A 15,155-nucleotide genomic window follows, 5' to 3' on the forward strand; every position below is an offset into this window, starting at 1 on the left:
CCGCGGCGTACCGTGACCGCAGGCGACCGGAAGAAGGTCACGCATGTCACCTGCGGTGCGCGCCGGACTCGGCGACCTGCCACCCGGTCCGACCGGTTTCGTCGGCCGGCGCAGGGAGCTGACCGAGGCCAGACGGCTGCTCGCGGCGTCCCGGCTGGTGACGCTCACCGGGATCGGAGGGGTCGGCAAGACGCGGCTGGCCGTGAAGGTGGCGACGGAGGTGCGACGCTCCTTCGACGACGGTGTCCGGCTCGTCGAGTTCGGTGACGGGCACGATCCGCTGCTGGACGAGCAGGTGGCCGTGGCTCTCGGCCTGCGCGGGCAGAGCGCGGCGTCGACGATGCAGATGCTCACCGACTACCTGGCGACCCGGAGCATGCTGATCGTCCTCGACAACTGCGAACACGTCGTCGACGCGGCGGCGGAACTCGCCGATACGCTGCTGCGCTCGAGTCCGGGTCTGCGGATCCTGGCGACGAGCCGTGAACCGTTCGCGATCCGCGGGGAGACGGTCCTGCGGGTGCCGCCGCTGCCGCTGCCCGACACCGGCCGGCCGACGGCACTGCGGGACCTCGCCCGGAACGAGTCGGTGAGCCTGTTTGTCGAACGGGCAGCCGACGCCGAACCCGAGTTCGCGCTCACCGAGGGCAACCGGGCGGCCGTCACCGCGATCTGCTCGGCCCTCGACGGGCTGCCGCTGCCGATCGAACTCGCCGCGGCCCGGCTGCGCTCGATGTCGATCGACGAGGTGCTCGCCGGTCTGACCGACCGGTTCCGGCTGCTCACCGACGGTGACCGGACCGCCCCCGACCGGCAGCAGGCACTCCGCACCAGCGTCGACTGGAGCTACGACCTGTGCACCCCCGCCGAGCAGGGGCTGTGGCAGCGGTTGTCGGTCTTCCCCCGAGGCTTCGAACTCGACGCGGCCGAGGCCGTCGCGGCCGGTGACCTCACCCCGGACGATCTGCTCGACGGCGTCGTCTCCCTCGTCGACAAGTCGATTCTCGTCGTGGAGGACCACGGCAGTGTGACGCGGTACCGGTGGCTCGAGACGCTGCGCGACTACGGGATCCGGCGACTGCACGACTCCGGCGGGTACGCGGCATTGCAGCGCCGGCACCGGGACTGGTTCCGCGACCTGATCCTGCGGTACGAAACCGAGTGGATCGGACCGGACCAGCCGGCCTGGATCGCCCGCCTCACCCGGGAACGTCTCAACGTACGGGACGCCCTCGAGTACTGTCTGAACGAACCGGGCGAGGCCGAGACCGGGCTGCGGATCGCGAACGCGCTGTACATCTTCTGGATCGCGCGAGGATTCCTCAACGGGGGCCGGCGGTGGCTCGACCGGGCCCTCGCCGCGCAGGGCGGGGCACCCACCGCCCAGCGGGCGAAGGCATTCGCCGCATCGTCGGTCCTCGCCGCCGTCCAGGGCGAGGTCGACGCGGCAGCCGCATCGGTGTCCCGGGCCCGTGCCGTGGCCGCGCAGATCACCGACCCGGACGTCGATGCCGCGGTCGCGTACGCGGACGGTCACCTGCAGATCTACGTCGGCGATCCCGCGCGCGCACTCGAACTTCTCGGGGCACTCCTGGACGCGGCCCGAGACGGTGGCGATCGGCAGCGATACGTGAGCACCCTGCTGGATCTGGCGATGGCCGCGGCCCTGCTCGGCAAGACCGAACGGGCCGCCGCCTACGCCGACGAAGCCGTCGACGTCACCCGCGAGTGCGGTGAGTCTCTCCTCCGCTCGTACGCGCTGTGCGTACGCGGCCTCGCCCTGTGGCACGACGACCCCCGGCAGGCGAGTGCCCTGTTCACCGAGGCCGTGCAACTGAGCAGCACCCTCGACGACCTGCTCGGCACCGCGATCTGCGTCGAGATCCTGGCGTGGATCGCCGCCGAGACGTCCGAACCCCGGAGGGCGGCGATCCTGTTCGGTGCGGCCGACGCCCTGTGGCTGGCCGGCGGCAGTCACGGCGTCCCCGTCCCCGCACTGCGCGAGCACCACGACGCCACCCACGAGCAGGCCCGTACCGCGCTCGGCGATCGGGTGTTCGACGCCGCCGTCCGGCGGGGGTCACGGCTGACTTTCGACCGGATCGTCGCGTTCGCCGTCGACGATCGTCTCCCCGGTGCCGCACGGGACCGCGACGCCACCGGGCTGACACCCCGCGAAACGGAGGTCGCCGACCTCGTCGCGGAGGGCCTGACGAACAGGGCGATCGCCGACCGACTCGTCATCTCCCCGCGCACCGTGCAGGGGCACGTCGAACACATCCTGGCGAAACTCGGGTTCGCCTCCCGCACCCAGATCGCGGGCTGGGTGGTCGGACGCGCCGGACGCCCCACGGCCGAAACCTCCTGACCTGGCATTTCCGCGAACCGGGTAGGTACCCGGATCGAAAACAGGTAGGACCCCCGGTAGTTCTACCGTCGCGGGGTGGCGTCCCCGTTGGAAGTGTGGGAGTCGGACAACCAAGGGTCACGAAGGCGAGGTCCCCCGATGCACGATCACCGTCACCACACCGTCACCACCGCTGTGGACACTTTCACGATCGGCCGCTGCGACGACTGCAGCGAACTTCTCGCGCCGGACGCGTCGACGTGTTCGGCGTGCCGCGGCACCGAGATCGGGCGGACGCCGTCGTCGGGCATCGGGTCCATCGTCTCGTGGACCGTCGTCGAACTCTCCCCCAGCCGGACGTGCACCGACTTCACCCCGTACACGATCGCGATCGTCGCACTCGACGACGGCCCGTGGACGTACGCGTGGATCGAGGGCGCCCCCGATACCCGGCGCATGCCCATCCGGGTCCGCTACGACCGGATGATCCCGGGCGAGCGGTACCCGCTGTTCGTGCAGCAGTGACCGCGGACCGGCCGGCCCCGGACGAACCGGCCCCGACACGGAACGAAGGAGGGTGTGACCGTCACGGTCACACCCTCCTTTCACGTTCCAGGCCCGATCGGGCCGTGCCGAATCAGACCGTGCCGAATCAGACCGTGTCGAGTGATTCGTCCTTCGTCTCCCGCATGGCGAGCAATGCCACGAACGTCAGCACCGACGCGATCAGCAGGTAGATGCCTACCCAGCCGACGCCGTACTCGGTCGCCAGCCACGTCGCGATGAACGGCGCGACGGCCGCACCGAGGATGCTCGCGACGTTGTAGGCGATACCGGATCCGGTGTAGCGGACGTTGGTGGGGAACAACTCGGGCAGCACGGCACTCATCGGGCCGAACGTCAGACCCATCAGGACCATGCCGGCGATCAGGAAGCCCAGCATGCGGGCGTCGCCCATACCCTCGGGATCGAGGATCACCCCGAACGTCAGACCGAACACCATCATCGCGGCGGTGATCACGAGCAGCGTGATCCGGCGCCCGAACCGGTCGGCGAGCCAGCCCGCGACCGGGATCGCGGCCGCGAAGAACAGCACCGAGATCAGCTGCAGCACCAGGAAGTCGCGGTACTGGAAACCCACCCCGTGTCCGCCGTCGGCAGCCGACTTCGCGGTGCCGTAACTGAGCACCCACGTCGTCATCAGGTAGAAGAGCGTGTACGTCGCGAGCATCACGAACGTGCCGATGATCAGCTGCCGCCAGCTGGTCTTGAACACCTCGGTGAGCGGGGTCTCGACCTTCTCGCCGTTCGCGACGGCGCGCGCGAACACCGGCGTCTCCTCCAGCTTGAGACGCACGTACAGGCCGATCATCACCATCACCGCGCTCAGCAGGAACGGGATACGCCAACCCCACGTCATGAAGGCGCTGTCGAGATCCGGGTCGGTACTGTCCGCGTAGCCGAGCCCCAGCGTGATCAACAGGAACAGGCCGTTCGCGAAGAAGAACCCGATGGGGGCACCGAGCTGCGGCCACATGGCCGCCCACGCACGTTTACCGCTCTTGGCGGTCTCCGTCGCGAGCAGGGCCGCACCGGACCATTCGCCGCCGAGGCCGAGGCCCTGACAGAACCGCATGAGCGCGAGCAGCGCCGGCGCGATGATGCCCACCTGGTGGTACGTGGGCAGCAGGCCGATCAGGAACGTCGCGACGCCCATCGTGAGCAGCGACCCGACCAGCGTGACCTTGCGTCCGACCCGGTCACCGAAGTGACCGAACAGGATCGAGCCGAGCGGACGGGCGACGAACGCCAGACCGAACGTCGCGAACGACGCCAGCAGCGCGGTGCTGTCGTCGCTCTTGGGGAAGAACAGGTGCGGGAACACCGATACCGCAGCGGTCGCATAGATGTAGAAGTCGTAGAACTCGATCGACGTACCGATCATGCTGGCCATGACGATCCGCCGCCGCGGTACACCCGCGACGGTGTCCGAGTCGCCACCGATCGGTGTCCGTTCCGCGCCGCGCTCGGCGGCCACCACCTTCTCGCTCACACTGCACGCTCCTACGCACTCACCTGCCCACAAACCGGACATGTCTCGAGTATTGGGCATCTATCCCAATAGGTAGGAATTGAACACCCGGCGTGCTGGACGACGCAAACGGGGGTCGCGACACGGCCCGTCGTCAAGAACCCGTTAAGATCCTCGGTAGGAGTGCCGGGAAGTCTGGTCGGCGACGCATTTGCCGTACCGAGACGCATCCAGTCGAGAGGCTTTCCTTGATCACTGCCGCACGTTCCGAACTGGCCCGCTACCTCCGCACCGAGACGGTGGGCGGATCGATCCTCCTCATCGCCGCCGCGGTCGCCGTGATCTGGGCGAACTCCCCGCTGGCCGACGCCTACACGTCGCTGCGGGACTGGCAGATCGGCCCCAGCGCCCTCCACCTGAACCTCACCCTCGGCACATGGGCGCAGGACGGTCTGCTGGCGATCTTCTTCTTCGTCGCCGGCATCGAACTCAAACGCGAACTCGTCATCGGCGAACTCGCCGACCGCAAGAAGGCGGCCCTGCCGATCATCGCCGCGTGCGGCGGCGTCGTGCTGCCCGCGATCATCGCGGCCGTCGTCGGCGCCGGCGCCCCCGGCATGGACCGCGGCTGGGCGATCCCGGTCGCCACCGACATCGCGTTCGCGCTCGGCGTGCTCGCCCTCACCGGATCCCGTATCCCGGCCAGCGCCCGCGTGTTCCTGCTCAGCCTCGCCGTCGTCGACGACCTGCTCGCGATCCTCCTGATCGCGGTGCTGTTCACCGGCTCGATCGCGATGCTGTGGATTCTGAGCGCGGTCGTCTGCCTCGCCGCCTACTGGTACGCCCAGCGCAAACGCATCACCACACCGCTGCTCTACGTCCCGCTGGCCCTGCTCGCCTGGTACAGCATGCACGAGGCCGGTATCCACGCGACCCTGGCCGGCGTCGCATTGGGCCTGCTCACCCGGGTCCGCCGCGACCCGGACGAGGAGTACGCGCCGGCGGCCCGGCTCGAGCATCGCCTGCAGCCGTGGTCGGCGGCCCTGTGCGTACCGCTGTTCGCACTGTTCGCGTCGGGCGTCCCCATCGACGGGGAGGTTCTCGGGAAACTGTTCACCGACCGGGTCTCGCTCGCCGTCATCCTGGGACTGCTGATCGGCAAGACCGTCGGCATCTTCGGGGTGTCGTGGCTCGCGATCCGCCTCGGCATCGCCACCAAGCCGAGCCGACTCGGATTCCGGGACATGTTCGCCCTGTCGGTGCTCGGCGCGATCGGGTTCACCGTTAGCCTTCTGGTGGCCGATCTTGCACTCGCAGGCGTCGGCGACGGCAGCGAAGCGGACATCGCGAAAGCGGCGGTGCTCATGACCTCGTTGGCTGCATCCCTGGTCGGATCGGCGCTACTGTTGCGGCGCGGACGGGTCCACCAGGCCCGCGCCGCTGCCACCGAGATGTGAGAACAACCTGGAGGGGTCGACAAGTGAGCTTCACCAACGGCAACGGAGGCACCGGCAGCGGTAGCCGGTCCACCGGCGACGGCGTTCCGACGACGGTCTCCTCGATCCCCCTCACAGACCTCCACGATCCGCAGACGGCGTCGATCGGCACCCTGGTCCGGGATGCCACCGCCCAGGTCTCGACGCTGTTCCGCGCCGAGGTCGAACTCGCGAAGGCCGAGGTCACCAGCGAGGTGAAGAAGGGCCTGCAGGGCAGCCTGTTCTTCATCCTGGCACTGTCGGTGCTGATCTTCAGCGCGTTCTTCTTCTTCTTCTTCCTCGCCGAACTGCTCAGCGTGTGGCTCGACCGGTGGGCGTCGTTCCTGATCGTCTTCGTGCTGATGCTCGTGGTCACCGGAGTCCTCGCACTGCTCGGCTACCTGCGGGTGCGCAAGCTGCGGGCCCCGAACAAGACCATCGACTCGCTCAAGCAGACCGCGGCGGTCCTGCCGACGGCCCGCCCGGACACCGGCGCGCCGCTGGGCTCGGGAACGGGCACCGTCGGCTGAATCGGCCGTGACCGCACCCGTGACACAACCCGACCCGTCCACGGTCCGTTTCGACGGACCGTGGACGCATCGTGACATCCATGCCAACGGCATCCGCATCCACATCGCGGAGACCGGGCCGTCGCGACCCGACGCACCCCTGGTCGTGCTGCTGCACGGTTTCGGGGACTTCTGGTGGTCGTGGCGGCATCAACTGCCCGCCTTCGCCGACGCCGGTTTCCGCACCGCCGCGGTCGACCTGCGCGGCTACGGCGACACCGACACCCCGCCCCGCGGCTACGACGGCTGGACCCTCGCCGGGGACATCGCCGGACTGATCCGGGCGATGGGTCACACGACCGCCACCCTGATCGGGCACGCGGACGGCGGCCTGGTGTGCTGGGCGACGGCCCTGCTGCACCCGCGGCTGGTCACGTCGATCGGCCTGATCAGCTCACCGCATCCGATCGCGCTGAAGCAGGCGGTACTGCGGGACGACCGGCAGCGGCGGGCACTGCTGCCCACGTTCCTCGACTACCAGGTGCCGTGGCGGCCCGAACGCCGACTGGTCCGCGACGACGGCGCCGAGATCGAGCGGCTGCTGCGGGCCCGGTCCGGGCCGGCCTGGCCGACCTCCGACGAGTTCGCCGACGTCGTCGCCCGGTTACGGTCCGCGATCCGGATCCCCCGCGTCGCGCACTCCGCACTCGAATACCAGCGGTGGGCGTTCCGCAGTCAGTTCCGCCCCGACGGGAAACGTTTCATGACGGCGATGGACGGGCAGGTGCGGATCCCGGTCCTGCAGGTCCACGGCGAACTCGACCCGTACGTGCTGCCCGGCACGATCGACCGGTCGACGCGGTGGGCGCCGGGACAGCAGCTGCACCGGGTGTCCGGTGCCGGGCATTTCGCGCACCAGGAGTCCCCGGACGAGGTGACCGACGCCCTGGTCCGGTTCGCACTCGCATCCCGGTGACGGATCAGACGATGCACACCCCGGTGTCGACCGCGGCGGTCGAACCGTTCGCCTGCTCGAGTTGACGGGACACCTCGGCTGCGGTGAGCACGAAACCGGTGTCGCTGTCGTCGACGGCGGCACCGAACACGACGCCGAGGACACGGCCCTGCTCGTCGACCAGCGGGCCACCCGAATTGCCCTGCCGGATGGAGCCGCGCACCGTGTACACCTCCCGTTCGACGGTGCCGTCGCGGTAGATGTCCGGGCCGCGCAGGTCGAGGGTCTCGCGGATGCGGGCTGCGGACGCGGTGTACGGACCGCCGCCCGGGTAGCCGAGGACGATCGCATTGTCACCGGTGCGGGCCGGGTCGGTTGCGAACTGCAGGACCGGCGCCGTCAGCCCGGGCACGTCGAGGATCGCGACGTCGACCGCCGGATCGAACAGCACGACGTGGGCGTCGAGCGGTCCGGTCGCGGTGTCGACGACGACCGTGGTGGTGCCGGCCACGACGTGCGCGTTGGTCATCACCCGGCCGGGTTCGACGACGAACCCGGACCCTTCGAGGGCCTTCTGGCAACTCGGGGCGGCGCCGCGGATCCGCAACACACTCGGCTGCAACTGCTGGGCGATCGGGCTGGCGAGCACACTCGGATCGGGCGGTTCGACGTCGGTGATCGGGGTACGCCCGAACGGTCCGATGACATCGGGCAGACCGGACGTGTCGAGCAGTGCCGAGAACTCGCCGGGCACCTGCCTCAGCCAGGTGGGAGCGACGTCGTCGACGGTGCTGAGCACCTTGGAGCCGCGGACGGCGGCCGCGACGTTCGCCTGCGTGGACGTGGCGAGCGGAATCGCGAGCAGCCAGGCCGCGACAAGGACCGCGACGAGCTGCAGACCGGCCCCGACGGTGCTGTCGACACCACGGGCGACGGGGCTGTGCATGCCGCCGCGGGCGGCGCGGCCGAGGACCATGCCGGCGACCTCACCGATCACCACCAGCACCACGATGAGTGCGATGCCGGCGAGTACCCGCATGCGGCCCTCGTCGACGTGGACGAGGACGTGCGGGGCGATGAGGATGCCGGCGACCGCGCCGAGCACCACACCGAGGAAGGCGAGGGCCGACGCCACCGCCCCCTGCCGCCAGCCCGACGACGCCGCCAGCAGCGCCACCAGGACCACGGCCAGGTCGATCCATCCGGATCCGCTCAACGCTCCCCCTCTTCCCCTACCCCGGTCGCGACCCGGGTCAGTGTGACGTCGAGGTCCCGGACGTCGTGGTGGTCCCACTCGAGTTCCCACCCGGACACCGCGAACAGTCCGGCCAGGACACCGGCGGTGAACCCCCACACGAGCATGCCGTCGACCTCGAACGCGGGCCCCTGGTAGCCGGCCCGGTGCCGGACCTGGAACCGGTTGCCCGGGTCGATCAGGTCACGGACCGGTACCCGCACGACCCGTTCGGCCTCGGCGAGGTCGACGACACCGACCGGGCTGGGGTCGCGCCAGTAGGCGAGGACGGGGGTGACGTCGAACCCGGACGGGGGAATGAAGATCTCGGGCAGCGTCGCGAGGGGTTGGACACCGGTGCGGAGCAGCCCGGTCTCCTCCTCCGCCTCCCGCAGCGCGGTGTCGACGGGGCCGTCGTCGCCCGGGTCGGCGGCACCCCCGGGGAAGGCGACCTGGCCGCTGTGCTGACGCATCGTCGACGCCCGCTGCGTCAGCAGGACATCGGCGTCCGCGGGCAGGCCGCCGATCGCGACCGGGTCGGCGTCGACGGATCCACCGAACAGCACCAGCACCGAGGCCGGACGCACCACCGCACCCTTCGGGGACCGGCGGTTCAGGATGGGATTGACCCGGTTGGGGTCGGCGGGGAGCGTGTGGGCGATTCCGCGCAGCCATTCGGGGGCGGCGGCCGGATCCACCGGACGGCCCGTCACGCCGCGACCCCCAGATGCTCGTGGACGGCCTCGGCGATGTCGTCGACGCTGCGGAACTGCTGCGGAAGAATCTTCGAGACCGTGCCGTCGGGGCGGATCAGCACCGACACCGGCAGCACCGACGGGGATCCGACCGCGGCCTGGACGCGGGCGGAACCGTCCTGGACGCCGGGCAGGTGGACGCCGTACTCGGTGAGCCGGAGCAGTCCGTTGGCCTCGTGGGGGTCGGTGTGCACGGTCAGCACGGTAACCGCGCCGGCCGCCCGGTCCGCGTACTGCTGCAGATACGGCAGTTCTTCCCGGCACGGCCCGCACCAGTACGCCCAGATGTTGAGCAGCACCGGTGTACCGGCGAGTGCGGCACCGAGATCGACGCGGCTGCCGTCGCCCAGACATTCGAGGGTGACGCCCGCGAGCACCGCCCCCTCCGGGGCGGGGCCTGCCGGGACGGGGCACGGGGCGAGGGCGGCGTCGGCCCGCAGCGGCGCGAGAGCCTCCGGGGTGTCGGCTGCCCGCCGCTCCAGCTGAGCCGTCGACCGTCCCGAACCCGGATAGTCGGCGATCTGCTCACCACCGTCGCCCCGCGGCCAGATCGCGACGACCAACGCCACGATCACGACGAGCGCGGCCAGACTCCACCGCGCGGCACTCGATACCCGCATGTCGCTCACATGCCCGCCAGTTCGAGCAGGTGCTCGGTTTCGGGGCCCTTCACCAACTTGGCAGCCGTGACCTTGTCGGTGGGGCCGAGACCGTACGACGGGCAGTCCTTGGCCAGCACGCACACCCCGCACGCGGGGGTCCGGGAGTGGCACACGCGGCGGCCGTGGAAGATCACCCGGTGCGACAGATCGGTCCACTCCTTGCGTTCGACGAGTGCCCCGACGACGTGCTCGACCTTGACCGGGTCGGTCTCCGCCGTCCACTGCCAGCGCCGGACGAGGCGACCGAAGTGGGTGTCGACTGTGATTCCGGGCACGCCGAACGCGTTGCCGAGGACGACGTTCGCGGTCTTGCGGCCGACCCCGGGCAGCGTCACCAGTTCCTTCAGGGTGCGCGGCACCTCACCGTCGAAACGTTCGAGCAGTGCCTGCCCGAGACCGATGATCGACGTGGCCTTGTTGCGGTAGAAGCCGGTGCTCCGGATGTACTCCTCGAGTTCGACACGATCCGTCTCCGCGTAGGCGCGGGCGTCCCGGTAGCGCGCGAACAGGGCGGGAGTTACCTGGTTGACCCGCACGTCCGTGCACTGCGCGGACAGGATCGTCGCGACCGTGAGTTCGAGCGGGTTCGTGAAATCGAGTTCGCAGTAGACGTGCGGGAAAGCCACCTGCAGGCGACGGTTCATGCGCCGCGCGCGACGCACCAGCGCGAGACGGGACTCGCCCGCGACGGTCGTCTCCGCGCCCGACTCGGCGGCGTCTGCTCTGGTCTCACGCACCCCGACAACTCTACGGACTGCACACCCGGTCGGTTTCCGGACTGTGTCGCTTCTGAGACCTTCGCAGTGTTTACTTCCCCGTATGCAAGGTCTGGCTGTCGTGCTGTTTCCTGTGCTGCTCATGCTGTTCGCGCTGGCCATGGAGCGGGTCGAGTTCCGTCTCCGTCGGCTGACGGTCCGTGAGCAGGAGGTCGAGGAGTTCCTCGACCAGGCGAGCCAGGACGAGGTCGCCACACTCGCGAACGAGGGTTTCCCGCATGCGATGGCCCGGTTCGACCGGCGCCGTAAGCGTGGCCGCGACAACAGCGACGCCACCGACGATGCTCCCGGCACACCCGACGGCGAGGACCTGCCCGCCGCCGACACCGGCACCGCGACCGGCGACCCCCAGGCCGACCGCCGCGCGAGCTGATCGCCTGGTGACGGTTCCGTGAGACCGTAACGCGGAGCCCGTAATGCCCGAAGGATGAGTGGATTCGCGGCGGATCCACGAAAAAGTCGTGAAACTCGGCGCGGTGTCCGTGACTCGTCACACAGCCGCGGCAAGTAGACTTCGTACGCACCGGTTGCATGTCTCCCGTGTCGCCGTGCCGCAACTTGCATTCGACGAACAGTTTTTAGGAGCGCACGTGGACGAGGTTCTCGCCAGAGCCGGCATCTTCCAAGGAGTCGAGCCCTCGGCGGTGGCTGCGCTGGTCAAGCAGCTCCAGCCGGTCGACTTCCCGCGCGGGCACGTCATCTTCAACGAAGGTGAGCCCGGCGATCGGCTGTACATCATCGTCTCCGGCAAGATCAAGCTCGGACGGCGTTCCCCGGACGGCCGCGAAAACCTGCTCACGATCATGGGCCCGTCGGACATGTTCGGTGAGCTGTCGATCTTCGACCCGGGCCCCCGCACGTCGACGGCCACCACCGTCACCGAGGTTCGCGCCGTGCAGATGGATCGCGACGCTCTCAAGTCGTGGATCGACCAGCGCCCCGAGATCGCGGAGCAGCTGCTGCGCGTCCTCGCCCGCCGCCTGCGCCGCACCAACAACAACCTCGCGGACCTGATCTTCACGGACGTCCCGGGCCGTGTCGCCAAGGCGCTGCTGCAGCTCGCCCAGCGTTTCGGCACCCAGGAAGCCGGTTCGCTGCGCGTCACGCACGACCTCACGCAGGAAGAGATCGCCCAGCTCGTCGGCGCATCCCGCGAAACCGTCAACAAGGCACTCGCCGACTTCGCGCACCGCGGCTGGCTGCGCCTCGAAGGCAAGAGCGTCCTCATCTCCGACTCCGAGCGTCTGGCACGCCGCGCCCGCTGATCGCGCGTCCCTGATCGCACCGACACCGCCCGCCCCATTCCCGGGGCGGGCGGTGTCGGCGTTTCCGGGGCCGGGTCCGGGTCCGCGCCCGCTCCCCTCGCGTTTTGCGCACTTGACGCGACTCCCGCGCCGGATCCCTCGCGTTTCGCGCACTTGACGCGAGGATGCGGGACCCGAACCGGACGACAAGTGCGCGAAACGCGGGGAGTTCGGCCTCAGTCGCGCAGATACGCCAATTGCACGCGCACAGATTGTTCGGCGGCGGGCCAGAGTGTTTCGTCGACGTCGGTGTAGACGTGTTCGACGACGGCGCGGACGTCGGCGTCGGGGCCGAGGGTGTCGAGGGCGCCGCGCACCTGTGCGAGGCGGTCTTCACGGTGTGCGAGGTAGTACTGCGCGACGGGTTGCAGGTCGGGCAGTTCGGGGCCGTGTCCGGGCAGGCCGATGCGACCGGGTCCGAGGTCGATGAGTGTCCGTAGCGATGCGAGGTAGTCGCGGAGGTTGCCGTCGGACGCGTCGAGGACGGTGGTGCCGCGGCCGAGGATGGTGTCGGCGGTGAGGACCGATCCGTCGTCTTCGACGACGAACGACACCGAGTCTGCGGTGTGGCCGGGTGTGCGGAGCACCCGCAGGGTGAGGCCGGCGGCCGCGATCGTCTCGTCGTGGTCGAGGCTGCCGCCTCCGCCGCGCCGGAATTCCTCGCGCACTGCCCGCACCGGGGCACCGGTCAGTTCGAAGAACCGATCGATGCCGCCGGTGTGGTCGTGGTGCCGGTGCGAGACGAGCGTCAGCACGACGGTTCCGACGCCGGCGACCCGCGCGAGGTGGTCGGGGTCGTCGTCGCCGGGGTCGACGACGATGCATTCGTCGCGGCCCGGTGCCCGCAGGATCCACGTGTTGGTGCCGTCGAGCGAGTACATGCCCGGGTTGTGTTCGAGCATCACTGCCGCGACGGGTGTGACCTGGCGGAGCCGGGCGTACGCGGGATGCGCAATCGTCATGTCCCGCACCCTAGTCGAGGATGCGACCGTCACATGTGGGTGCCGCCGTCGATGCGGATCTCGGTGCCGGTGACGAATGCGCCGTCGTCGGAGGCGAGCATCGCGACGACACTGGCGACGGTTTCCGGCGGTGCGAAGCCCTCCCCGATCCACGGGTACAGCTTGCCGATGAGCGACGGGTCGCAGCCCTCTTCGGGGAATCCGGGGTTGCTGGTCATGCCGGACGCGATGCTGCCGGGCTGCACCGAGACGGCGCGCAGGCCCTGCTTGGCGTACTCGAGGGCGATGGCGTGCGTGAACGACTGGATGCCGCCCTTGGATGCCGCGTACGCCGCCATGTAGGGGTGGGCGAACTCGGACGACGTGGAGCTGAAGTTCACGACGACACCCTTGCCGTTCTCGAGCAGCGCGGGCAGCGACTGCCGGGTGACGAGGAACGTGCCGGTGAGGTTGGTGCCGATGACCGTGTTCCAGAAGTCCAGGCTGGTGTCGGCGGTGTGCGACGAGCGCAGGATGCCGGCGGCGTTGACGAGGACGTCGAGTCCGTCGAGTCCGGTGATCGCGCCGCCGAGGTTGTCGCGGACGGAGGTCTCGTCGGAGATGTCGGCGACGACGGTGGTCAGGCGGTCGGCGACGCCGGCGGTGTCGGCGCGGTCGCGGGTGACGGTCAGGCCGGTCTCGGAGACGTCGGCGGCGGCGACGGTCGCGCCCTCCTCGAGGAGTCGGGCCACGACGGCCTGGCCGATGCCGGAGCCGGCGCCGGTGACGAGTGCGCGGCGTCCTTCGAATCGGTTCATGGTCTTCCTCGTTTCACGGTGGGGAGCGGGACTAGGTGGCACAGTACGCACAGATGGCACGTTGTGTCAGTAGTTTCGGCATTTTCCCGGAACCGGACGAGTACGCTGCCGATTCGAGCCGACCCGATCAGATCCGAGGAGCCGCACATGTCCGGCGCACGACCCGTGCCGTCATTGACGGAGCGCCGCAAGACGCAGACGCAGTTCGAGATCTCGCGCCACGCCGCCGAACTGTTCTCGACGCGTGGGGCGTCGACGGTGACCGCCGAGGAGATCGCGTCCGCCGCGGGCATCGGACTGCGCACCTTCTACCGCTACTTCCGCACCAAGGAGGACGCCGTCTCGCCGCTGCTGGCGGGCGGGGTGACCACCTGGATCGCGTATCTCACCGAGGAGGTGGACGCACCCGAGACGGCGTCGGCCACACGCCCGCTCGCACACGCCCTCGAGCGAGCGACCCGACGGGCTCTGACGCCGTCCGGGGACGTGAGCGAGGAAATGCTGCAGTGGACCCGCGGACTGCTGCGCACGGTGCGCGACGAGCCGGGGCTGCAGGCAGTATGGCTTCGCGTGCAACATGATTCGGAGGAGGGTCTGGTCACGGCGATCGGCCCGCTGATGGGCGTCGGTACCGATCCGTTGACGGTGCGACTGGTCGCGGCATCCGCGAATGCGGCGATGCGGGTGGCCGTCGAGACGTGGGCGGCGAGCGACGCCCCCGCGTCGGGTCCGGACGGGCCCGCGGAGTTGGCCGTCGACTGCATGCGCCGGCTGGTCGACCAGGTCCGGAACCCACCGGCCCACGGAAACGACTGAGCCGCACCCTCGTTCGAGGATGCGGCTCAGCAGGGGTCGGGTGGACTCAGCGCACCTCGGCGATGAGTTCGACCTCGACGGGTGACCCGAGCGGCAGTTCGGCCACGCCGACCGCGGAGCGGGCGTGGACGCCGGCGTCCCCGAACACCTCGCCGAGGAACTCGGACGCACCGTTGATCACACCGGGCTGCGCGGTGAAACCCTCGGCGGACGCGACGAATCCGACGACCTTGACGATCCGCACGATCGAATCGAGGCCGACGAGCGCGTCGACCGCGGCGAGCGCGTTGAGGGCGCACTGCCGGGCGGCGGCCTTCGCATCGGCTTCCGAAACGCCCGCACCGAGCTTGCCGGTGATCGAGAGTGCGCCGTCGACGAACGGCAGCTGACCGGACGTGTGGACGTGGTCACCGGTGCGCACGGCCGGCACGTACGCCGCGACGGGGGCGGCCACGGCGGGCAGTTCTATGCCGAGTTCGGCCAGGCGTGCGGTCCAGGACCGCGTGTTCGGCTGCATATCCTCTGCCATGG

16 protein-coding genes are annotated in these 15,155 nt (G+C 69.7%); 8 read left to right on the forward strand and 8 right to left on the reverse strand.

Annotated features, from left to right (window positions below; all coding sequences use genetic code 11):
• Positions 1 to 43 precede the first annotated feature (43 nt).
• Positions 44 to 2,368, forward strand: a complete 2,325-nt coding sequence (locus E0497_RS14350; RefSeq protein ID WP_137725479.1) for an ATP-binding protein — start codon at positions 44 to 46, stop codon at positions 2,366 to 2,368.
• A 138-nt stretch (positions 2,369 to 2,506) separates the two neighbouring features.
• On the forward strand, positions 2,507 to 2,872 hold the full coding sequence (locus E0497_RS14355; protein ID WP_137725480.1) for a Zn-ribbon domain-containing OB-fold protein: 366 nt from the start codon (positions 2,507 to 2,509) through the stop codon (positions 2,870 to 2,872).
• A gap of 127 nt (positions 2,873 to 2,999) precedes the next feature.
• Here the strand turns inward: E0497_RS14355 and E0497_RS14360 are convergent, their stop codons facing one another.
• Positions 3,000 to 4,301: an MFS transporter gene (locus tag E0497_RS14360; protein ID WP_241665895.1), complete on the reverse strand. Its 1,302-nt coding sequence runs from the start codon at positions 4,299 to 4,301 to the stop codon at positions 3,000 to 3,002.
• A 326-nt stretch (positions 4,302 to 4,627) separates the two neighbouring features.
• Between E0497_RS14360 and nhaA the strand changes: the two genes are divergently transcribed.
• Genes nhaA through E0497_RS14375 form a run of 3 tightly spaced genes read left to right on the forward strand, consistent with a single transcriptional unit; the run spans position 4,628 to position 7,339 of the window.
• On the forward strand, positions 4,628 to 5,836 hold the full coding sequence (gene nhaA / locus E0497_RS14365; RefSeq protein ID WP_137725482.1) for a Na+/H+ antiporter NhaA: 1,209 nt from the start codon (positions 4,628 to 4,630) through the stop codon (positions 5,834 to 5,836).
• A gap of 23 nt (positions 5,837 to 5,859) precedes the next feature.
• Positions 5,860 to 6,384: a phage holin family protein gene (locus E0497_RS14370; RefSeq protein WP_137725483.1), complete on the forward strand. Its 525-nt coding sequence runs from the start codon at positions 5,860 to 5,862 to the stop codon at positions 6,382 to 6,384.
• 19 nt (positions 6,385 to 6,403) lie between these two features.
• Positions 6,404 to 7,339 carry an alpha/beta fold hydrolase gene (locus tag E0497_RS14375; RefSeq protein WP_137725529.1) on the forward strand — a complete coding sequence of 312 codons (936 nt, stop codon included), beginning with the start codon at positions 6,404 to 6,406 and terminating at the stop codon, positions 7,337 to 7,339.
• Between the two features lie 4 nt (positions 7,340 to 7,343).
• On the opposite strand, the gene marP is transcribed toward E0497_RS14375, so the two are convergent.
• Genes marP through nth form a run of 4 tightly spaced genes read right to left on the reverse strand, consistent with a single transcriptional unit; the run spans position 7,344 to position 10,613 of the window.
• Positions 7,344 to 8,534, reverse strand: coding sequence for an acid resistance serine protease MarP (marP, locus tag E0497_RS14380; RefSeq protein WP_137725484.1), 1,191 nt, complete (start codon positions 8,532 to 8,534; stop codon positions 7,344 to 7,346).
• Complete coding sequence (locus E0497_RS14385) at positions 8,531 to 9,265, reverse strand: NUDIX hydrolase (protein ID WP_241665886.1); 735 nt, start codon at positions 9,263 to 9,265, stop codon at positions 8,531 to 8,533. The genes marP and E0497_RS14385 overlap by 4 nt, the downstream gene beginning before the upstream one ends.
• Entirely contained in the window at positions 9,262 to 9,927 is a 666-nt protein-coding gene (locus E0497_RS14390) for a TlpA family protein disulfide reductase (protein WP_137725485.1), read from the reverse strand. Before E0497_RS14390 ends, E0497_RS14385 begins: the two co-directional genes overlap by 4 nt.
• 5 nt (positions 9,928 to 9,932) lie before the next feature.
• Complete coding sequence (gene nth, locus E0497_RS14395) at positions 9,933 to 10,613, reverse strand: endonuclease III (RefSeq protein ID WP_137725531.1); 681 nt, start codon at positions 10,611 to 10,613, stop codon at positions 9,933 to 9,935.
• A gap of 175 nt (positions 10,614 to 10,788) precedes the next feature.
• Between nth and E0497_RS20845 the strand changes: the two genes are divergently transcribed.
• Both E0497_RS20845 and E0497_RS14405 read left to right on the forward strand, forming a co-directional pair.
• On the forward strand, positions 10,789 to 11,118 hold the full coding sequence (locus E0497_RS20845; RefSeq protein ID WP_241665887.1) for a hypothetical protein: 330 nt from the start codon (positions 10,789 to 10,791) through the stop codon (positions 11,116 to 11,118).
• 217 nt (positions 11,119 to 11,335) lie between these two features.
• Complete coding sequence (locus tag E0497_RS14405) at positions 11,336 to 12,010, forward strand: Crp/Fnr family transcriptional regulator (protein ID WP_072845440.1); 675 nt, start codon at positions 11,336 to 11,338, stop codon at positions 12,008 to 12,010.
• A 215-nt stretch (positions 12,011 to 12,225) separates the two neighbouring features.
• Here the strand turns inward: E0497_RS14405 and E0497_RS14410 are convergent, their stop codons facing one another.
• Together E0497_RS14410 and E0497_RS14415 are read right to left on the reverse strand one after the other, a co-directional pair.
• Positions 12,226 to 13,011 carry an MBL fold metallo-hydrolase gene (locus tag E0497_RS14410; protein ID WP_137725486.1) on the reverse strand — a complete coding sequence of 262 codons (786 nt, stop codon included), beginning with the start codon at positions 13,009 to 13,011 and terminating at the stop codon, positions 12,226 to 12,228.
• Between the two features lie 29 nt (positions 13,012 to 13,040).
• Positions 13,041 to 13,808: an SDR family NAD(P)-dependent oxidoreductase gene (locus E0497_RS14415; RefSeq protein ID WP_137725487.1), complete on the reverse strand. Its 768-nt coding sequence runs from the start codon at positions 13,806 to 13,808 to the stop codon at positions 13,041 to 13,043.
• Positions 13,809 to 13,955: 147 nt separating this feature from the next.
• Between E0497_RS14415 and E0497_RS14420 the strand changes: the two genes are divergently transcribed.
• Entirely contained in the window at positions 13,956 to 14,624 is a 669-nt protein-coding gene (locus tag E0497_RS14420; protein ID WP_137725488.1) for a TetR family transcriptional regulator, read from the forward strand.
• Positions 14,625 to 14,670: 46 nt separating this feature from the next.
• Here E0497_RS14420 and E0497_RS14425 read toward each other — a convergent pair whose 3' ends face one another.
• Entirely contained in the window at positions 14,671 to 15,153 is a 483-nt protein-coding gene (locus E0497_RS14425) for a RidA family protein (protein WP_421958351.1), read from the reverse strand.
• Positions 15,154 to 15,155: the final 2 nt, after the last annotated feature.

The sequence above is a fragment of the Prescottella subtropica genome (assembly GCF_005434945.1).
In the GTDB taxonomy this organism is placed as follows: Bacteria; Actinomycetota; Actinomycetes; order Mycobacteriales; family Mycobacteriaceae; genus Prescottella; species Prescottella subtropica.